The sequence below is a fragment of the Pedobacter sp. ISL-64 genome, assembly GCF_018613605.1.
GTDB lineage: Bacteria > Bacteroidota > Bacteroidia > Sphingobacteriales > Sphingobacteriaceae > Pedobacter.
Map to the genome: position 1 here is coordinate 318,291 of NZ_JAGGPU010000006.1, position 18,018 is coordinate 336,308.

Consider the following 18,018-nt stretch of genomic DNA (forward strand, 5'->3'; position numbering starts at 1 on the left):
CTACGGTACAAATAACTTGTAGATTATATAGCAAACGATTGTTCCTACGGCAGCAATGATGAAGCCGCTTAATCGTTTCTTTTTAATAAAACAGATTAAGATAATTCCGGAGATGGATACCAACGTCATCAGCACTGCCGAAATATCGATAATCCACGACCAGGCCTTACCAGAATCCCTTCCCTTATGCAGGTCATTGATCACAGCCACAGCGCCAAATCTGGTGGTGGTTAATTCATATTTACCAGTTTCGCGGTCTATAAAAGAATCGGCAAGGTAACCAGGACCGTTAAAGGTTAAGCTCAGTTCCCTATCGTCCATTCTAAAATCACTCAATGCACCTTTGACCTGATATTTGCTTCTGAAAAATTCAACAATCTGCAACTTGTTAATCTTATTCGTATCTGGCTCATTAACCCATTTTAAGTTTACTGAACCGGAATCTTTAGTAACCACTTCCTTGCCAGAAGTAAACCAATCTGCATGATTTAAAGTTAAACCCGATACTGCAAAGAATAGCAGGATCGTAAAACTTACCATTGATAAATAAATGTGCAGCCAGCGTGATAAACCAGCTAAACGCTTTTTACCCTTACCTTTTCCGTTATCTTTTTTAACCTGCTTTTTTCCCAGGCCGTTAGGTGCAGCCGTTATCTTATTTTTTTGCGGTTCCGATTTTTCTGTAGTCAAGAGATGCTGATGTTAGTTCTGTATTTGGCGTTAATTCTATTCTTTTTGCTGAGCCGGTAAATTTCATTTCTTGAGCAATTACCTGATAAGTTCCATGCTCGCGGGCTACTTCAATAAAAACGGTGTAATTACCTGCTTTTACCAATTTCCCGCTATCGTCTTTTCCATCCCATGATAAGCTATATTTACCTGGACCACGTGTTGCAGAACTTGTTGAGCTTAGTTTTCCTTCTGCTCCTTTTTTAAACTCATCGCCATTGGCACGGCTCCACGATTTTAAATCTGGCAACCAACGGGGTTTGTTATACCAAATAGCCAGATTACGTACAGGGCTTTTAGCTGCATCCTCAATCCATACTGCCACAAACGGACGACGGACACGTTTACCATCTGTAGATTCGATATTGGCAATTTCTAAGTTTACCACTAATTCATATTTAGTATTCCAAAGTTTATCAGCTTTGCTTGCTTTTCCTAAAACAATAGCCGGCTTATTTAAAGCAAGCTCGTAATTAGCCCATTCTTTGCTTCTAATTTCTTTGCCATCTTTAGTGATTAACAAGTAGGCGATGTCATTTCTAGTCGCAGTCAATGCCTCGATCTCGGCAATAGAAAGTACATTAAAAGAAGTAGCCAAAGCACCTGCTTCACTAGCATCAGGGCCAATAACCGTTGCACTGATTATTTCCGAAGCAGGTTTTCCAGTGCGTGGATCAACAATATGCGAATACCATTTTCCATTTACATTAAAACCCCTGCGGTAATTACCACTGGTTGCCACGGCCATATTCCACACTTTGATTGTTGTTAGTGCGGCATCGTTCTCGGCATCAGCTTTAGGGTTTGCTATTTCGATAGCTTCTGGCTGATTTCCTTTAATTACCATATCGCCACCAATATTCACAACCACGTTTTCAATTCCTGGGCTTTGAAGCGCTTTCTCAGCGGCTTTATTAATGATATAACTTTTTGCAAAAGAATTCAATGCCAATGGTGCATCATCTAAACGGGTAACCGTTTTATCCTGTTCGTTTAAAATGTAGTGTTTTTGTTTAACCAAAGTAACTGCATGCGCTAATGCTTCAGCAGATGGTAAACGATCTTCGGCAGCTGCTTTTTTCCAAACATCACCTATTACTTTAGCTGATGCATCAAGCGCGCCATTGGTTAATACTTTATAATTCTCAAATTGCTTTAAAATTTCAAACAAATCTGCCGAAACTTTGGTGGTTTGTTTACCATTGCTCATCCATTTACTAAACTCGCTGTCAGCTTTATAAGCACTCAAAATATCATCTAACCTATCTATTTCGTTTAATGCACGTGTTTCGGCTAAATCTGCATCGGCCTGATTGGTTGTTTTAAATTTTAATTCTAACGATGTGCCCAATACATTTTCGTAGTTGGAAACAAATGTTCTTAAAGCTTTTTTCGGGCTAACAAATGCAGATGCACTTATTACCAATAAAAAGGCAGCGGTTAAGTGTTTAAACTTCATATTTAATGAATAATTGAGATTTTAAAATGCAAAGAAAGGGGTTTATTTGGAATAATTTTAAATAAGCAGAAATATATTTGAAATAATACAAAATTTCGGGACTAAAATTCATTGACAACCGTCTGTTTAATACCCTGGTTATTGACGTTAATTTAACACGAGGGTTTAATGATTCTTAAAATTTTCTCTTTGTGCAGAATTGCAATCGCACGATCAAGTAGCGGGGCTTTTGGCATGGGGTTTTACGCTTTAAGCTTTTTTTTCCTATTTTCGCTTGTAAGATGCTTAATATACAATCTAAACTCCCTGGCGTAAGTACCACCATTTTTTCGGTGATGAGTAAACTTGCAGCAGAACACAATGCCATTAATCTTTCTCAGGGATTTCCTGACTACGCCTGCGATCTAAAACTAGTTGAATTGGTAAATAAAGCCATGCAAGATGGTTTTAATCAATATGCACCAATGCCTGGTTCTACTTTTTTAAAAGAAACTATTGCTGAGAAAGTTGAAAAATTATATAACATAAAATATAATCCTGAAACAGAAATTACGGTTACAGCAGGTGGAACGCAAGCTATTTTTACAGCATTGGCCGCTATTATCAATGCAGGTGATGAAGTTATCATTTTCGAACCAGCTTACGATAGTTACGCACCTACGATTAAACTGTTAGGCGGCCTGGTTAAAACCTACGAACTTGCCCCGCCGAGTTATGCCATTGACTGGGACATGGTTAAGAAATTATTTACAGCCAAAACCAGGATGATCATCTTAAATACGCCACAAAATCCAACAGGTAGTATTTTATCGTCAGATGATATGAAATCGCTTATTAAACTGATTACAGGCACCGATATTTTAATCTTGAGCGATGAAGTTTATGAACATTTAATTTACGATGAACAAAAGCACCAAAGTGTAATGCTTTATCCTGAATTAAAGCAAAGAAGTTTTATTGTAGCCTCCTTTGGTAAGCTCTTACATGCTACTGGATGGAAACTGGGTTACTGTTTGGCACCAGAGAAACTAACCAAAGAATTTAGGAAGGTACACCAATTTAATGTTTTCAGCGTTAATAGTCCCATGCAGCAAGCTATTGCCGATTATATTAAAGAACCAAAAAATTATACTGAAATAGGCACATTCTTTCAACAAAAAAGAGATTATTTCAGAAGTCTTTTGGCTGAAAGCCGTTTTAAGCTTTTACCTTGCAACGGTTCGTATTTTCAATGCGCAAGCTACAGCAGTATCAGCGATGAAAAAGACACTGATTTTAGCATGAGGCTGATCAAGGAATTTGGCGTGGCCACCATTCCGGTTTCTGCATTTTACCAAAAAGCAACCGATCATAAAATTATCAGGTTTTGCTTTGCTAAAGAAAACGCTACACTTGCCTTAGCGGCAGAGAAATTAAAAAACGTTTAACCAGACTAAACCTATATACAATGGAAGCACCTGTGTACACTCAAATAGAAAATCTGAAAGTAACTGTCTTTCAGGCCTATCTTTTTTGGGAAAACATTGAGAAAAACCTTTTGAATCTGGCACTTAGATTATCGATGGGTGTAAGGGAGAAAACCGATATTATTATTTTACCCGAAATGTTTAACACAGGTTTTAGCATGAATTCTGAAGCCTTAGCCGAAGAAATGGGTGGAAAAACGATGCAGTGGATGCAAAAAATGGCACATCAGTACAACTGCGTAGTTACGGGAAGCATCATCATAAAAGAAAACAATCAATATTTTAACCGTTTAATCTGGATGGAGCCAGATGGTAAAAACCAGCATTACGATAAACGCCATTTGTTTGGCATGGGTGATGAAGATCACCACTTTAGTCCGGGTAAAGAAAAACTTATTGTCGAACTTAAAGGATGGAAAATCAGATTAGCCATTTGTTACGATTTGCGTTTTCCGGTTTGGTTACGCAATGTAGATCAGGAATACGATATCTTACTCTTAGTTGCCAACTGGCCTGATAAACGATCGGCACATTGGAAAGCATTAATTCCGGCAAGGGCAATAGAAAACCAAAGTTATGTTATTGCTGTAAACCGCGTTGGGCATGATGGAAATCAGATTTACCACAGTGGATTATCCATGTGCTTAGATCCTTACGGTAATACCGTTTATTATAAACCAGAAGACGAAGATTTATATACATTCAGTATTAATTACGAAGAGTTGGTTAAAATCAGAAGACAATTTCCATTTTTAAAGGATGCAGATCGGTTTACCATTAGTTAAATTAATAACCGATATTCTAATTACAATAATCAAACTGGAGCGATCGGTTCAACAATTTAGCAATCACAACAATGTAACAATTGAAAAGTAGCGATTGATACATCAATTACCTAGTTAAACGATTTAAACAATTAACCACCACAAACAATAACCACACACATGTTTAACCGCCGCAAATTTATAAAAGCATCTGCCCTATCGGCTGGATTGCTGGCTATTGATAAAAGTAGTATCGCTAATGTAATTCCGCACAAAGAAACAAAAGCAGAAAATTTCCCGATTGTAATTTCTACCTGGGACTTTGGAATTGCGGCTAATGCTGATGCATGGAAGGTCTTATCAACCGGTGGACGTGCCTTAGATGCTGTAGAACAAGGGGTTTGGGTACCTGAAGCTGATGAGAAAAACCAATCTGTTGGATATGGTGGTTTGCCAGATCGCGATGGACATGTTACCCTCGATGCCTGTATTATGGATGAACTCGGTAACTGTGGCGCCGTTTTAGCACTCGAACATATTAAACACCCTATCTCGGTTGCGCGTAAAGTGATGGAAAAAACGCCGCACGTAATGTTGGCTGGCGATGGTGCTTTGCAGTTTGCGTTAGAACAGGGTTTTAAAAAAGAAAACTTACTTACTCCTGCCAGCGAAAAAGCTTGGAAAGAATGGTTAAAAACGGCGAAATATGCGCCTGTAATGAACATCGAAAATAAGCTCTACCAGAAAGCTGCGCCGCAAAAACTTCCTGGAAACCAATATAATCACGATACCATTGGCATGCTCGCAATCGATGCTAAAGGAAACATTTCTGGTGCCTGTACAACCAGTGGCATGGCCTATAAATTACATGGAAGAATTGGTGATAGCCCGATTATAGGCGCTGGCCTTTACGTAGACAATGAAGTTGGTGGTGCAACTTCAACAGGTGTAGGTGAAGAGGTAGTAAGAAACGTTGGATCATTTTTAGTGGTAGAATTAATGCGTCAGGGTTATACTCCCGAAGCCGCCTGTAAAGAAGCGGTAATGCGTATCATTAAAAAGAAACCCGAAACTGCCAAAAACATACAGGTCGGATTTTTAGCTATCAACAAAAAAGGCGAGTATGGTGCCTACGCCATCCAGAAAGGTTTTAGCTATGCCGTTTGCGATGCAGAAAAACAAGATCTTTTAATCAAAGGCAAAAGCTATTATTAATATGTTGAATTTTCCCAAACGATTAACAAAAATGAAACGGTAAATGGGATTATTATCTAAAATTTTCGGAAAGAAAAATGTTGCCGAGCGCGAGGGTGAGCCAGATATGGTTTATGTACCGAGCGAAGATGAACGCATGAACTGGGCGATCGAAAAAGCCAATTTAACCCTTTGGTATTTCGAAGAAAGTTTAAAAAACAAACAACCTTACCAAAACTATTTTTCTATTAAAGTACTCATTACCGATGGTGATGAAGGCGAACATATTTGGTTAACAGACCCACATTTTGACGATGAAGGAAACTTATTTGGTACCGTTGGAAACGAACCGGTAAATATTCGTTCTGTAAAATTTAATCAAAAAATCGGCATAAAGCGCGATTTAATCTCTGATTGGATGACTATTGAAAACGGCAGATTAATTGGCGGTTATACCATACGGGCCATTAGGGATGGCGTTGCAGAAAAAGAGAAAGCAGCATTTGACAACAGCATAGGTTTATATATTGATGAGGGCGTTGATCATTTTAAAGCCAATCTCGAAACACCGGAAGGTGCGATTCTGGCGATTGAAAAAGCCTACAATAATAAAGATATTGATGCTGCCATAACCTGTAAGGATTTTTTTGAAGAAGCTAAATCCTTACTTTCTGTGATGAAAATGGAGATTGATCAGGATATCATCAACGAAACTGCCGAAGTGCTTAAACTATCTTTTATCAACAATATAGAAGAACATGGTTTTCCTAATTTTTCCACTATCCAAAATGCTTTTCCGGAACGTAAAAAAGTTGGCGAAACCCACTGGGTAATTACAGAGGTATGCTGGTATCCGGATGGCGGAAAATCAGTGCAGTTACTTAACACCTACAAATCGCCAAAGGGATGGGTGGTTTTAGGGCCAGCAGGGCCACAGGAATAATTTAAATTAATAAATCTAATATCATGAGTGAAGTGGCAATTGGTTGCTTAGAAGTATGTGCTAATTCCTATCAGTCGGCATTGGCTGCGCAAAATGGTGGAGCAAAAAGAGTGGAGTTCTGTGATAACCTGGCAGAAGGTGGTACAACACCAAGTTATGCTCAAATTGCCCTGGCTAAGAAAAACCTATCCATCGAAGTTTGGCCAATTATTCGTCCACGTGGAGGCGATTTTCTGTATTCCGAAATCGAATTTGAGTTAATGAAAGAAGATATAAAAATCTGCAGATCATTAAATTGTGAAGGTGTAGTTACCGGAATACTTAAAGCTGATGGCACTATCGATAAAGAAAGATGCGCTGAATTAATTGAGTTGGCAAAACCTATGGAGGTGGCTTTCCACAGGGCATTTGATATGAGCAACGATATGGATCAGGCTCTGGAAGATTTAATCGCACTTAAAATAAAAAGAGTGCTCACCTCCGGAGGTGCTTCTTCTGCAATTCTAGGGGCAGAAAAACTGGCACAGCTGGTAAAAAAAGCAAATGGCCGAATTACCATCATGCCTGGTGCAGGTATCAATGAAAACAACATCAAACCCCTCATTGATCAAACTGGTGCCACACAATTTCATGCCTCTGCCAAAGAATTTGTACCAAGTAAAATGGAATTCAGAAATACGGAAACCAAAATGGGCAGTATTGAGGACGAATATCGATACGAACTCACTTCCGAAATAAAAGTAAAGGCTTTGGTAGATGGTATAAATAGTTTTATAAATCATTAATTTCAAACCGTCGTCTATTTAAAGCACAAGCTGTACTGATTTAATATCAGTAGCGAAATACCTGAAATTACAGGCTGCGAGGTATCGTCATTGCGAAGCCGATTTTTCATCGGATGAAGCAATCTTTCCTGCTGCGATAAGATTGCTTCGTCGTTCCTCCTCGCAATGACGCCCAATTTTTAAACTTAATAGAGTCTTTATTTATAACGAAGACTGCAAGTGGCTTTATACATGCCTCTGTTCCATAAACCCGGTAAAAGCGGCAGCCTCCGATCTTTTATCGGAGCTATAGCGAATAACGGGACTGCTGTTTCCAAAGCATTACTGAACACTCATTTTCTAATTAAAAACCTAATCATAAGATACATGTGTTAGATTTTTATTCGCATTATGCTATAAATTATTAAAATCATTTTTAACATCCAATACTTTGAGCTGGGTTCACATTTTGTTAGCTATTTTATTTAGTTGTTCCTGTTCAGGTACGTAAACTCAGGGAACAAAAACTGTATACATTCCATTAATATTCAAGTAATTAGTTATATTTAATCAAACTAATTATCATGAAAAAATTATCATCCCTGATTATGGCTACCTTACTTTTCGCAGCATGTGAAAATAAGGAAGCTAAAACTACTGATATGGCAGTAGCAGCAGATAGTACCAAGTACCCGTATACCATTAAACAGGTGCAAAACTGGGAAATGAACCCCGATACAAAAAATGCGGTAACCGCAATGACCCTTATTAAAACATTCGAAAGTTTAGATACAGCCAGTATGAGCAAGGTGCTTGCCGACAGTGTGGCCTTAGACCTGGATGGTTACAAATTTAAAGGGACAAAATCTCAGCTCTTGAAAGAATTACAAGGCGAATTCGACAAAATGAAGGGCTTTAAAATCGACATGCAAGACATGGAATCGGTTGTGAACAAAGATAAAAGTGAAGAATGGGTAAGCCTGTGGTACAACCAGGTGTCTTCGACAAAAGATGGAAAAACCGATACAGTGGCTTTATTTAACGATATTAAATTGAAAAATGGAAAAGTGGTGAGACTATCTGAATATGTTCAGCACCCGATGAAGAAGTAGATTTTTTTTTTAGAAATTACGACAAAACAGGGAAATATTCCCTCGTTTTTTTTGGATTGTTTTTTTTCATTCTATATTTACAAAAAATATTAACGCTCATATTATGGAAAACCAAAGCGACAGTTTATGTAACAGCTGCTACAGACCATTTGTTCCTTCAGATACCTACTGCAACAATTGCGGCTTCCCTTTTCAAGGAACCAAAGAAGAAAAAGACCATCACATTGCGAACAGAACCGTTAAGGAGATAGATCTTAGTGATTTGAATAGATCGGTAGAGAGCGCCTGTAATTCGCTGTATTGGATTGCCGGTATAAACGCCGTATCAGCTATTTTTATATTCTTTACTGCAGCACCAGAAGATCAGTTTACATTATTAATTATGAATGTCATCCTGGTTGGAGCATTTTTGGCTTTTGGTGTTCTAGGCAAAACCAAACCTATTACGGCCATGGTTTCAGGCCTATCACTTTATGTAATTATTCAAATCTTAAATCTAATCGCCGATCCGACTACTATTTTTAAGGGCATTATTTTCAAAGTTCTGATCATCGTTTACCTAGTTAAAGGTATAAGAGCAGTTCTTGAGGCTGATAAAATAAAAAAAGAGCTTAACATCGAATAACTTGGAGGAGCTGCAGATTTCTGATAACTTATGTGATCATTGCCAAAACAAAGTTTCGGTAGGCCATAAATTCTGTAGCCATTGCGGTAGCGCCCAAAATTATAAGGAAGTTGTAATTCACAGTAAGAAGTGGCCAAACATACAACAAATTGGCCTGTTCTTTATGATAGAGATATTGTGTTGTACAACTTCATTGCTCATAGAAGAACATTCTTTAACTACACTTTTTTGTATCGATGGCATAATGGGTATCGCTGCCCTTTTGTTCTTTTTTAATAGCTGGTCGGAAACTAAAAATATATTAAAATGGCCGGGGTTTTCCGTTTGGAAACTGATGGGCTTAATAACAGCAACTATTCTGGCTTCCATTATGGTCACATTTGTGGTTGACCATTTAAACGAGCTTGTTTTTAAAAAGGAAATGGAATATTACTCCATATTCGCATTTCATAAATATGGTACCTGGTTAATGTTTGCCTCTATAGCCCTCTACCCTGCTATATTCGAAGAATTGGCTTACAGAGGCTATTTAATGCAGAAGTTATTAAGTGTGGTTGACGAAAAGGAAGCTATTTATATTTCCTCTATTTTATTTTTCGTCATTCATTTCAGCCTGATTTCGGTATTCTGGTTGCTGCCTTTTGCTTTGTTTCTTGGTTGGCTCAGAATTAGAACTAAAACCTTGTGGTATGGTATTTTTATTCACTTTTTCTTTAATCTTACCGCTTGCTTTTTAGACCTTTACCCGCTGGAAGACCTCTTTGGATTAGTTTTTCAGCACTAATCCCCACTTCCGGGAACATAGTGCAATCCTGGTGTAAGGTAATGAAGCAAAATAACTCTCGAATAGCGGTAATTAATTGGAGATAACAATAAAACACCCGTTAAGATTAAACTTACATAATACCACAGGTTTTCATAAATTAAAGGCAAGCCTAAAACATACGATGCTACTCCAATGGTAATAATTTCTGCAACGTTCATGGCATAGCTTACAAACATCGCTACGTAGAAAAATCCGGGTTCACGTTCAAATTTTAAATTGCAATGCGGACAGGTAATATTTGTTTTTTGTAATCTGAAAGAATAAGCACTTCCGGTAAAGATATCTCCTTTGCGGCAGCGCGGGCATTTACACTGTAAAAATGCTTGAAATTTAGATAACTCAGCCATAATCTTCTAATTTAATAGAACAAAGGTAAGGCTAAAATTAAAAACTAATTTATGATCTACGTCATGTTTGAGGGATTAGTATATTGGTTCACTAGTTCATTAGTCATTTGTTCCAAATAAAATGCTAAACCTTTACTATTTTCCCTTTAATGGTTTTGATCAGGCCTTTTTCGGCTAGTGTTTTAGTGCCACGGATAACTGTTTCTACCCTCAAACCAGTCATATCGGCTAATTCTTGTCGCGTTACCTTTAAATTTTCACCTACAACAATATCATCGAGAAGGTAATTGATAATCGTTAATAATCGATGCTCTGCTTTTTCGCTCGCCAGTTCTTCCAGCATCATCGATTTATAAAAAAGGCGGCGACTTAGCGTCCGGATCAGGTCCATGCTAAAATCGGGTTCGTTTTTGATCAAACCAAAGAAATCTTCTTTATTTACAGCAATAATGTGCGAATCTTTATTGGTGATGGTAAAAGCTAAATAAGGCCGGTCGATTAATAATGCAGGTTCGCCAAAATACTGTCCCGTTTTAAAAACTCCTTGAATAAATTCCTTTCCTTCATCGCTAACGGTAACCATTCTTACCTCACCTGATTTGATAAAATACACGTAGCGCGGCTGCATACCGGGCTCGTAAACAACCGAATCTTTTGGATAGCTTTTGAGTTTTAAACCTTTATCAATCAGTTTTTGGAAGTTCATCATTGCTTATAGTAGTTTAATCTGCTCAAACAGTCGTCATTCCCGCGCAGGCGGGAATCTTAAAGCCTATTGCATTACGATTATTCATAAGTTTCCCTTGTTTCAAAGGCATTCATGAGCACTCCGTGGTTCCCAATCAACCCGATAGCTATCGGGTTGGGAATGACGCTAATGACAAGAATTATGAAAACTACCCTAATGTTTCTTTCATTAAACGGGTGTAAAACTCTTTCAGTGTAATACCCATTGCCGCTACCTGTTGTGGGATAAAACTGGTTGCTGTTTGCCCGGGAATGGTATTGATTTCGATAAAATAGAACTTACCAGTTCCTTCTTCCAGGAAATAATCAACACGTACCACTCCCCTGCAATTTAGTTTCTTATATACGTCCTTTACCACCTGCTGTACGCGACTCACCTCTTCTTCATTCATTCTGCCTGGTGTAATTTCTTCAGTTGCGCCTGGCGTATATTTGGCTTCGAAATCAAAAAATTCATTTGCCGGGATAACTTCTGTGGTTGGCAAAACAATAATTTTTCCTTCAGCGCCAAAAATGCCTATCGAAAACTCTCTACCACTAACAAACTCTTCAATTAAAATCTGATCATCTTCTTTAAAAGCCTTTTCTAAAGCACTTTCCAAGTCATCGGCATATTTTACCTTACTCATGCCAATGCTACTGCCCCCACTATTTGGTTTAACAAAATAAGGCAATCTTAGATCTTGCTTAATCTGATTTAAATTATAGTTGCCGCCTTTAAATATCTGAACAGATTTTGCGGTGTACAGGTTATCAATGCCTTCTACAACTGCTTTGGTGTAACCTTTATTCATCGTAATTGACGAAGTTAGCGCATCACAGGCCGTGTATGGGATACCTAACATATCAAAATAGCCTTGTAATTTCCCATCCTCGCCAGGCGACCCATGGATAGCAATAAAAACGCCATCGAACTTAATTTTTCTTCCTTCAAGCGTTAAGGAAAAATCATTTTTATCAATTTCAATTTTAACAGAATCAGCAGGTTCATAAAACCAGCCCTTTTCGTTCAGCATAATTTTATACACATCGTATAAATTGGGGTCGATATTTTGAGCAATAGTGGCTGCGCTTTTCACCGAAACAACCCATTCGCCTGTGGTACCGCCTGTTAACAATGCTATCGTTTTCTTCATGTTAAAAATCCTTTTATAAATAGAAATTGAATATAAATATATCCTCAAAAATATAAATATCTTTGTGCTTTAGTAATATTGAAGGAGAGAATTTATTGAATGATTGAATGAGGAAATGGATTCTATAATTCAATCAATCATTAAAATAGTTACATTTGAGCTTGTACGCATAACCCAAATTAAGATTCATGTCTAAATTTATAGATTATTTAAAAACCAAATCGTTTAGAAACAATATTTTAGCTGCAATAATAACTGTTGTTGTGCTTCTACTGGTCGCTTTTTTTAGTTTAAGATATTATACCAAACACGGACAGGGCCTAAATGTACCTATGGTAAAAGGCTTATCTTTTGAGCAGGCAGTTAAGAAACTCGAAGATGCCGGATTAAAATATGAAGTAGATTCTGTTTTTATTATGGATCAACCTGCAGGAATTGTAATTGATCAGGATCCTGATCCCAATACTTTTGTAAAAGATAACCGTACCATTTACTTAACCATTAATGCAGGTAAAACACCGAATACAAAATTCCCTGATATAGCGTTTAAGACCTTAAGAGAAGCACAGGCTATAATAGAGAGCTCGAGATTAAAACTCGGCGATACCACCTATAAGCCAGATGTAAGCCGCGATGTGGTTTTAGAAGCTTCTTTCGGCGGCCAGCCAATAGCAGTCGGACAGATTGTGCCTGTTGGCTCGAGGATTAACCTGGTATTGGGCGATGGACGTGGAAACGAAGAAGTAGATATTCCACAATTGATGGGATTAACAATGGATGAAGCGAAATTTAGCCTAAGAGGTTCGAACCTGAGTTTAGGTACTATTATTTACGACGGACCTATTACCGATAGTGCTGCTGCCATTATTACTAAACAAGATCCTATGCTGGTTGATTCGTTAACCAAAGTGGCTATAGGCACAAAGATTAACATTACCCTATCTAACAAACAACAATAAACACGTATCATATTTACAGATGACTGAAGTAGAAAAAAAGAACATGAGTACAGGCAAAAAAGTGGCAATAGTGATTGCGCTTGTTGTTATTTTAATTGCCGGTTACTTTGCGTTAAATATTTACAGGCTTTACTTTGCCCCTAACGTTACCGAAAATCAAAAATATCTATATATCAAAACCGGAAGCAGCTACGATGATCTGATCGCCGAAATTAAAAAGAAAGATCTGGTAAAAAGTATCTCATCTTTTACTGCAGCTGCCGGAAAAATGAATTTAGTTACAAGTGTAAAACCCGGCCGTTACCGTTTAACCAAAGGAATGACCAACCGCAGTTTGATTAACTTAATTAAAGCTGGAAATCAAGATCCGGTTAAATTGAAGTTCCACAACATCCGCAAGAAAGAAAACTTCGCTGCATATCTGGCCAGCAATCTGGAAGCCGATTCGTTAAGCTTTATCAATGTTTTAGATTCTATGGTGCTGATTAGCAAATATGGTTTTAACCAGGATAATGTGTATGCCATGTTTATTCCGAATACTTACGAGATGTACTGGAATATTTCGCCGGTTGATTTCTTTGAGCGCATGCACAAGGAATATGATAAATTCTGGACAGCCGACCGCAAGCAAAAAGCAGCAAGTTTAAACCTGACTCCGGTACAGGTATATACACTGGCTTCTATTGTTGATGCAGAGGCGCTTTACGACAAAGAAATGCCCATTATAGCAGGTTTGTATTTAAACCGTTTAAATAAAGGCATATTGTTACAGGCCGATCCAACGGTGATTTTTGCAAACAACGATTTTACGGTAAAAAGGGTAACCGGAAAATTATTACAGGTACAATCGCTTTACAACACTTATAAATACGCTGGTTTGCCTCCAGGGCCGATTATGATGCCAAGTATTAATGCAATTGATGCCATACTAAACCGCGATAACAACAATTACATTTACATGTGTGCCAAAGAAGATTTTTCCGGCTACCATAACTTTGCTGAAAATAAAGCACAGCACGAAATCAATGCAAAGAAATATCGTGAAGCTTTAAACAAAAGAAACATTTTTAAATAATGTATAGCCACAGCACAAAAATCAGGGTCCGGTATGGCGAAACCGATCAAATGGGTTATATGTATTACGGCAATTATGCACAGTACTACGAAGTAGGCCGGGTAGAAATGTTGCGCAGTTTGGGCATGAGCTATAGCTCGATGGAAGCTGATGGAATTATGATGCCTGTTTTGGAATTAAAATGCAAATATATTAAACCTGCTCTATACGATCAGAAAATTACCGTAAAAACAATCATCAAAACGACGCCAGGCATCAGGATCTTTTTCGAATACGAGTTGTATAACGAAGAAGATGAGCTCATAAATGTTGGGGCCACTACACTGGTTTTTGTTGATATGAAGAAAAATAAACCTACAAATCCGCCTGAAAATTTTATGAAAAAACTATCGGTGTTTTTTTAATTAACAAATACAATGGAATGGTTACATAGGCAATTATTACATCTTAAACTCTATTCTAGATTTATCGAATGGACGAAGGGATGTGTTTTGCCTGGTTTTAGCCCACTTCCATTGTATACTGTAGCTACATTTTTCTTTCGTGAAATTGGCAAAGATGCTTTGGTAAACAAATCATCATCATTAGCTTATAGTTTCATGCTGGCTATCTTCCCAGGCATTATCTTCTTATTTACGTTAATTCCTTTTATTCCAATTAAAGGCTTCCAGGATCAGTTGTTAAACTTAATACAGCTTGTACTTCCACACAATGCTTTTGATGCTTTCGAAACCACATTGAAAGACATCATAAAAAATCAGAACAGGGGCTTATTATCTTTCGGTTTTTTATCGGCCATATTTTTTGCCACCAATGGGGTTAAAAACTTAATGAAGGCTTTTAATAAATCATCATTGATTATCGAAACCAGGGGCTGGTTAAAACAACGCTTAATTGCACTGGTATTAACTACGATTATTTGTTTTTCCATTATCATCTGCATCAGCGCTATGACTCTGGGAGAAGTTTTACTGAATAAGATCACAAACGAACTCCACATTAAGGGTAGTTTCCTGGCTTTTGCAGTACAGTTTACCCAATGGGCACTACTGGCTATTTTATATTTTTTAACGGTATCTATATTATATCGATACGGGCCAGCACATTCAAAAAAGTGGCGTTTCTTTAGTGCAGGCTCCTGGCTGGCTACCATTTTAGCTTTCCTTACTATTTGGGGCTTTTCTTTTTACATTAACCATTTTGCGTCATATAACAAAGTTTACGGCTCTATCGGAACATTAATCGTAATCATGATCTGGCTTTACCTCAACTCTTTGATTTTATTGATCGGTTTTGAGCTGAATGCGAGCGTGGATGTAAGTAAAAGAAGTGTGAAGATTATCCGCCCAACCTTTAATTTGTTCAAAAAATCAGAGCCGATTGAAGAAAATATACAGAAGAAATAATTTTTTTCTCCCTCTGTGTTAAGTAATTATCAAGTTTATATAAAAAAAAAGCATTCACAGTTTGCAGTTTTAATAGGAGTTTGTACTTTTGCGCCGGAGAGTTGGCAGAGTGGTCGATTGCGGCAGTCTTGAAAACTGTTGACTTGTTAAAGGGTCCGCGGGTTCGAATCCCCCACTCTCCGCCAAAAAATCAAAGCCTGAGTCGTAAGATTTCAGGCTTTTTTCATTTATCGAAACATCCATCCCATTCTAGTAAAGGTCTAATGTCAATATGGTAAGCCATTCGGCACAACAAAAATAATTTAAAACGCTTAACTTAACGATATTGAACGCAAGCCTTGAAAAATCTGTGCGTTTACTATTAATTATCGACTTTTTCTCAATTCAGAATATAATTCAATTAAATTACCTTCGGGGTCTCTGAAGTGCACGACTCTAGTCCCCCAATCTGACATCGATTTCGGCTCTCCTAAAAAATTTACTTCCTTATTTCGAAGCGAAGCGTACACTTGATCCACACTGTCTACCTGCAAAATAATTACAGCTTTATCTTGTTCAAACTCATTTTTGTTTACTACTTTATTTATAGCATTATTCATAATGTCAGCTTTAAACAAAGCAAGTCCGGAAGGGCATCCAATATTGAAACTTGCATAATTGTCGCCCAAACCGCCCCAAGAGCATTCCAAACCCAGAACGTCATTGTAAAATGTAAAGCATTTATCAAAGTCGTTCACTAATAACCTGATGTTACTAAATTTCATTTTGTCTTTCTTTAATTGTTTAATAGTACAAAATTACCGTTCTTTCATCGTGGCTAATTGTAAAAATCGGTCGTTTTTGTTTTCAAATAGCTTTGTTGGATTGTTTCCCGTAAATTCTTTCAAATCTTTAATGAAATGTGATTGGTCGAAATAATTTTGTTCAGGAAAGAAATGGCCCTTTTTAACGGATGAAAAAGACGCGAAACATTTCAAAATCTTGCAATATGATTTTAAAGGGATACCAAATCTATCTTGGAAATAACGATTGATTTGTCTTCTACTCCAAAATACATGTTGAGAATATTCTTCGACTGACAGTCCGCCATTGGTCTGATATAGCAAATTGAACAAATTCTCTCTTCTAATGTCAATATCTTTTTGATTGGATGTGGCTGAAAGGATAGTTTTATTCAATTTTTCAATGATTGTTTCAACATTATGAAATGAAAGTTGATCTAGTTGCCAAAACATGTTATTCATTAATTGTTCGCTATCCAAAAGTGCTGATATTTTCTGTCTTAAAATGTAGTCAGCCGCCAATAATTTGAACCGCACTCCAAATACTTGCCTGTTTGGCTCAATGGAAACATCCACCGATTTTGTCCAAAGTCCTGTCAGCGAAATTTCTTGTTGCTCATAATTGTCAAGTGAAACGATAAGGTCAAAATAGCCATCCGGCAAAATTGTAAAGTCCAGTTTTTCTGCAGTGCAATTGTCGAACCACCAATAGCTCTTTATGAATTTGGCTAGTAATTGGTCTGGAGGAAATTCTTTGTAAATCACTTATTCTGACGAAGATTTTTTATTATCGGTGTTAAGGAAACATGAATGATAGGTTTCTGCGCATAGCAAAACTACAATATTTATATTTAGGTTATCAGTACGTTTATTCAAAATCTCGATTAACCCCTTCCAATGCAAGTCTTAGTGCCTCGGACTTAATATCTTAATACGCTCGATATTGGCAGTTTAGCCTAAGTCTTAGCGCTTAAGGGACATTAAACCATAGAATGTTATCCACCCTTAAATACAATTCACATCTTACGTCCAATATTAGCTAGCGCAAGTAACCCCTAATAAAGTCGCATTAACCCCCACTGGCTTTAACTTTTTACTGCCATCTTTGTTAAGACAGTGGAGCAGCAACCATTTAAAAACGGGCGAACCGAAAAGCCATATGAGTAGGATCAGAAAAAATCTATTTTATGTCTAACAACCAAGTTTCATTACACAGAGTAATTAAGGCATCTCCTGAAAAGTTATATCGTGCATTCATCGAGCCTGTAGCACTTGCTTCCTGGATGCCACCCTACGGCTATCTGGGTACGGTACACCAAATGGATGTTAAAGTGGGTGGTACTTTTAAAATGTCGTTCCAGAATTTCACTACGGGCAATAGCAATTCCTTCGGTGGTGAGTACCTGGAGGTTAAGCCGAATGAGCTGCTGAAGTTCACAGATAAATTTGATGATCCTAACATGCCAGGAACCATCGTAAATACGATCAGATTAAAAAAGACTTCAGTAGGTACAGAACTGGAAATTTTACAGGAAAATATACCAGCAGCCATACCTGCCGAAATGTGTTACCTGGGTTGGCAGGAATCGTTAGAAAAACTGATTAAATTGGTAGAGCCAGAAATACCTGAAGGTTAACTGGTTTATGGTTGGCAGCTTAGAAAATGGGGCGCCAATGCGGGGAG

General features: G+C 37.6%; 20 protein-coding genes and 1 tRNA gene. 14 read left to right on the plus strand and 7 right to left on the minus strand.

Going from position 1 to position 18,018, the window contains the following annotated elements; translation table 11 throughout:
• Nucleotides 1-690, minus strand: a complete 690-nt coding sequence (locus J7E57_RS09370; RefSeq protein WP_215127346.1) for a PepSY-associated TM helix domain-containing protein — start codon at nt 688-690, stop codon at nt 1-3.
• Nucleotides 656-2,188, minus strand: a complete 1,533-nt coding sequence (locus J7E57_RS09375; RefSeq protein WP_215127349.1) for a DUF2271 domain-containing protein — start codon at nt 2,186-2,188, stop codon at nt 656-658. The genes J7E57_RS09370 and J7E57_RS09375 overlap by 35 nt, the downstream gene beginning before the upstream one ends.
• Nucleotides 2,189-2,469: 281 nt before the next feature.
• Here J7E57_RS09375 and J7E57_RS09380 point away from each other — a divergent pair, with 281 nt between their 5' ends.
• The 8 genes from J7E57_RS09380 to J7E57_RS09415 all read left to right on the plus strand — a co-directional run bounded on the left by J7E57_RS09380 (nt 2,470) and on the right by J7E57_RS09415 (nt 9,840).
• Nucleotides 2,470-3,615, plus strand: coding sequence for a methionine aminotransferase (locus J7E57_RS09380; protein WP_215127351.1), 1,146 nt, complete (start codon nt 2,470-2,472; stop codon nt 3,613-3,615).
• Between the two features lie 20 nt (nt 3,616-3,635).
• Nucleotides 3,636-4,439: an amidohydrolase gene (locus tag J7E57_RS09385; RefSeq protein WP_215127354.1), complete on the plus strand. Its 804-nt coding sequence runs from the start codon at nt 3,636-3,638 to the stop codon at nt 4,437-4,439.
• A 159-nt stretch (nt 4,440-4,598) separates the two neighbouring features.
• Nucleotides 4,599-5,633, plus strand: a complete 1,035-nt coding sequence (locus J7E57_RS09390) for a N(4)-(beta-N-acetylglucosaminyl)-L-asparaginase (protein ID WP_215127356.1) — start codon at nt 4,599-4,601, stop codon at nt 5,631-5,633.
• A 43-nt stretch (nt 5,634-5,676) separates the two neighbouring features.
• Nucleotides 5,677-6,555 (plus strand): YegJ family protein, encoded by an 879-nt coding sequence (locus tag J7E57_RS09395; RefSeq protein ID WP_215127358.1) that lies wholly within the window; start codon nt 5,677-5,679, stop codon nt 6,553-6,555.
• Nucleotides 6,556-6,578: 23 nt separating this feature from the next.
• Nucleotides 6,579-7,340 carry a copper homeostasis protein CutC gene (locus tag J7E57_RS09400; RefSeq protein WP_215127360.1) on the plus strand — a complete coding sequence of 254 codons (762 nt, stop codon included), beginning with the start codon at nt 6,579-6,581 and terminating at the stop codon, nt 7,338-7,340.
• Between the two features lie 563 nt (nt 7,341-7,903).
• Nucleotides 7,904-8,431, plus strand: coding sequence for a hypothetical protein (locus tag J7E57_RS09405; RefSeq protein WP_215127362.1), 528 nt, complete (start codon nt 7,904-7,906; stop codon nt 8,429-8,431).
• Nucleotides 8,432-8,534: 103 nt separating this feature from the next.
• Nucleotides 8,535-9,056, plus strand: coding sequence for a hypothetical protein (locus tag J7E57_RS09410; protein WP_215127364.1), 522 nt, complete (start codon nt 8,535-8,537; stop codon nt 9,054-9,056).
• 163 nt (nt 9,057-9,219) lie between these two features.
• The gene (locus J7E57_RS09415) at nt 9,220-9,840 is read left to right on the plus strand and encodes a CPBP family intramembrane glutamic endopeptidase (RefSeq protein WP_215127366.1); all 621 of its coding nucleotides are present in this window, start codon (nt 9,220-9,222) and stop codon (nt 9,838-9,840) included.
• Here the strand turns inward: J7E57_RS09415 and J7E57_RS09420 are convergent.
• From J7E57_RS09420 to J7E57_RS09430, 3 genes are all read right to left on the minus strand, one after another.
• The gene (locus J7E57_RS09420) at nt 9,837-10,229 is read right to left on the minus strand and encodes a DUF983 domain-containing protein (RefSeq protein ID WP_215127369.1); all 393 of its coding nucleotides are present in this window, start codon (nt 10,227-10,229) and stop codon (nt 9,837-9,839) included. The two genes, J7E57_RS09415 and J7E57_RS09420, sit on opposite strands and share 4 nt — an antisense overlap.
• Before the next feature lie 124 nt (nt 10,230-10,353).
• A complete protein-coding gene (locus J7E57_RS09425) occupies nt 10,354-10,938 on the minus strand; it encodes a Crp/Fnr family transcriptional regulator (RefSeq protein ID WP_251029867.1) in 585 nt (194 codons plus the stop codon).
• Between the two features lie 187 nt (nt 10,939-11,125).
• Nucleotides 11,126-12,112, minus strand: coding sequence for a D-alanine--D-alanine ligase (locus J7E57_RS09430; protein WP_215127371.1), 987 nt, complete (start codon nt 12,110-12,112; stop codon nt 11,126-11,128).
• Nucleotides 12,113-12,300: 188 nt separating this feature from the next.
• Between J7E57_RS09430 and J7E57_RS09435 the strand changes: the two genes are divergently transcribed.
• The 5 genes from J7E57_RS09435 to J7E57_RS09455 all read left to right on the plus strand — a co-directional run bounded on the left by J7E57_RS09435 (nt 12,301) and on the right by J7E57_RS09455 (nt 15,737).
• Nucleotides 12,301-13,071, plus strand: coding sequence for a PASTA domain-containing protein (locus tag J7E57_RS09435; RefSeq protein ID WP_215127374.1), 771 nt, complete (start codon nt 12,301-12,303; stop codon nt 13,069-13,071).
• A gap of 19 nt (nt 13,072-13,090) precedes the next feature.
• Entirely contained in the window at nt 13,091-14,146 is a 1,056-nt protein-coding gene (gene mltG / locus J7E57_RS09440; protein WP_215127376.1) for an endolytic transglycosylase MltG, read from the plus strand.
• Nucleotides 14,146-14,550, plus strand: a complete 405-nt coding sequence (locus J7E57_RS09445; protein ID WP_215127378.1) for an acyl-CoA thioesterase — start codon at nt 14,146-14,148, stop codon at nt 14,548-14,550. Before mltG ends, J7E57_RS09445 begins: the two co-directional genes overlap by 1 nt.
• 12 nt (nt 14,551-14,562) lie before the next feature.
• On the plus strand, nt 14,563-15,552 hold the full coding sequence (locus J7E57_RS09450; protein ID WP_215127380.1) for a YihY/virulence factor BrkB family protein: 990 nt from the start codon (nt 14,563-14,565) through the stop codon (nt 15,550-15,552).
• A gap of 95 nt (nt 15,553-15,647) precedes the next feature.
• A tRNA-Ser gene (locus tag J7E57_RS09455) sits at nt 15,648-15,737 on the plus strand.
• Between the two features lie 180 nt (nt 15,738-15,917).
• Here the strand turns inward: J7E57_RS09455 and J7E57_RS09460 are convergent.
• Together J7E57_RS09460 and J7E57_RS09465 are read right to left on the minus strand one after the other, a co-directional pair.
• A complete protein-coding gene (locus J7E57_RS09460) occupies nt 15,918-16,316 on the minus strand; it encodes a VOC family protein (RefSeq protein ID WP_215127383.1) in 399 nt (132 codons plus the stop codon).
• A gap of 33 nt (nt 16,317-16,349) precedes the next feature.
• Nucleotides 16,350-17,099 (minus strand): DUF6597 domain-containing transcriptional factor, encoded by a 750-nt coding sequence (locus J7E57_RS09465; RefSeq protein ID WP_215127385.1) that lies wholly within the window; start codon nt 17,097-17,099, stop codon nt 16,350-16,352.
• Between the two features lie 422 nt (nt 17,100-17,521).
• Between J7E57_RS09465 and J7E57_RS09470 the strand changes: the two genes are divergently transcribed.
• Entirely contained in the window at nt 17,522-17,971 is a 450-nt protein-coding gene (locus J7E57_RS09470) for an SRPBCC family protein (protein ID WP_131029825.1), read from the plus strand.
• The last annotated feature ends 47 nt before the right edge of the window (nt 17,972-18,018 follow it).

Coding starts and splice junctions, on each gene's coding strand:
- J7E57_RS09375 (WP_215127349.1), bottom strand. CDS start 2,188: ATGAAGTTTAAACACTTAACCGCTGCCTTTTTATTGGTAATAAGTGCA.
- J7E57_RS09380 (WP_215127351.1), top strand. CDS start 2,470: ATGCTTAATATACAATCTAAACTCCCTGGCGTAAGTACCACCATTTTT.
- J7E57_RS09385 (WP_215127354.1), top strand. CDS start 3,636: ATGGAAGCACCTGTGTACACTCAAATAGAAAATCTGAAAGTAACTGTC.
- J7E57_RS09390 (WP_215127356.1), top strand. CDS start 4,599: ATGTTTAACCGCCGCAAATTTATAAAAGCATCTGCCCTATCGGCTGGA.
- J7E57_RS09395 (WP_215127358.1), top strand. CDS start 5,677: ATGGGATTATTATCTAAAATTTTCGGAAAGAAAAATGTTGCCGAGCGC.
- J7E57_RS09400 (WP_215127360.1), top strand. CDS start 6,579: ATGAGTGAAGTGGCAATTGGTTGCTTAGAAGTATGTGCTAATTCCTAT.
- J7E57_RS09405 (WP_215127362.1), top strand. CDS start 7,904: ATGAAAAAATTATCATCCCTGATTATGGCTACCTTACTTTTCGCAGCA.
- J7E57_RS09410 (WP_215127364.1), top strand. CDS start 8,535: ATGGAAAACCAAAGCGACAGTTTATGTAACAGCTGCTACAGACCATTT.
- J7E57_RS09415 (WP_215127366.1), top strand. CDS start 9,220: ATGATAGAGATATTGTGTTGTACAACTTCATTGCTCATAGAAGAACAT.
- J7E57_RS09420 (WP_215127369.1), bottom strand. CDS start 10,229: ATGGCTGAGTTATCTAAATTTCAAGCATTTTTACAGTGTAAATGCCCG.
- J7E57_RS09425 (WP_251029867.1), bottom strand. CDS start 10,938: ATGATGAACTTCCAAAAACTGATTGATAAAGGTTTAAAACTCAAAAGC.
- J7E57_RS09430 (WP_215127371.1), bottom strand. CDS start 12,112: ATGAAGAAAACGATAGCATTGTTAACAGGCGGTACCACAGGCGAATGG.
- J7E57_RS09435 (WP_215127374.1), top strand. CDS start 12,301: ATGTCTAAATTTATAGATTATTTAAAAACCAAATCGTTTAGAAACAAT.
- mltG (WP_215127376.1), top strand. CDS start 13,091: ATGACTGAAGTAGAAAAAAAGAACATGAGTACAGGCAAAAAAGTGGCA.
- J7E57_RS09445 (WP_215127378.1), top strand. CDS start 14,146: ATGTATAGCCACAGCACAAAAATCAGGGTCCGGTATGGCGAAACCGAT.
- J7E57_RS09450 (WP_215127380.1), top strand. CDS start 14,563: ATGGAATGGTTACATAGGCAATTATTACATCTTAAACTCTATTCTAGA.
- J7E57_RS09460 (WP_215127383.1), bottom strand. CDS start 16,316: ATGAAATTTAGTAACATCAGGTTATTAGTGAACGACTTTGATAAATGC.
- J7E57_RS09470 (WP_131029825.1), top strand. CDS start 17,522: ATGTCTAACAACCAAGTTTCATTACACAGAGTAATTAAGGCATCTCCT.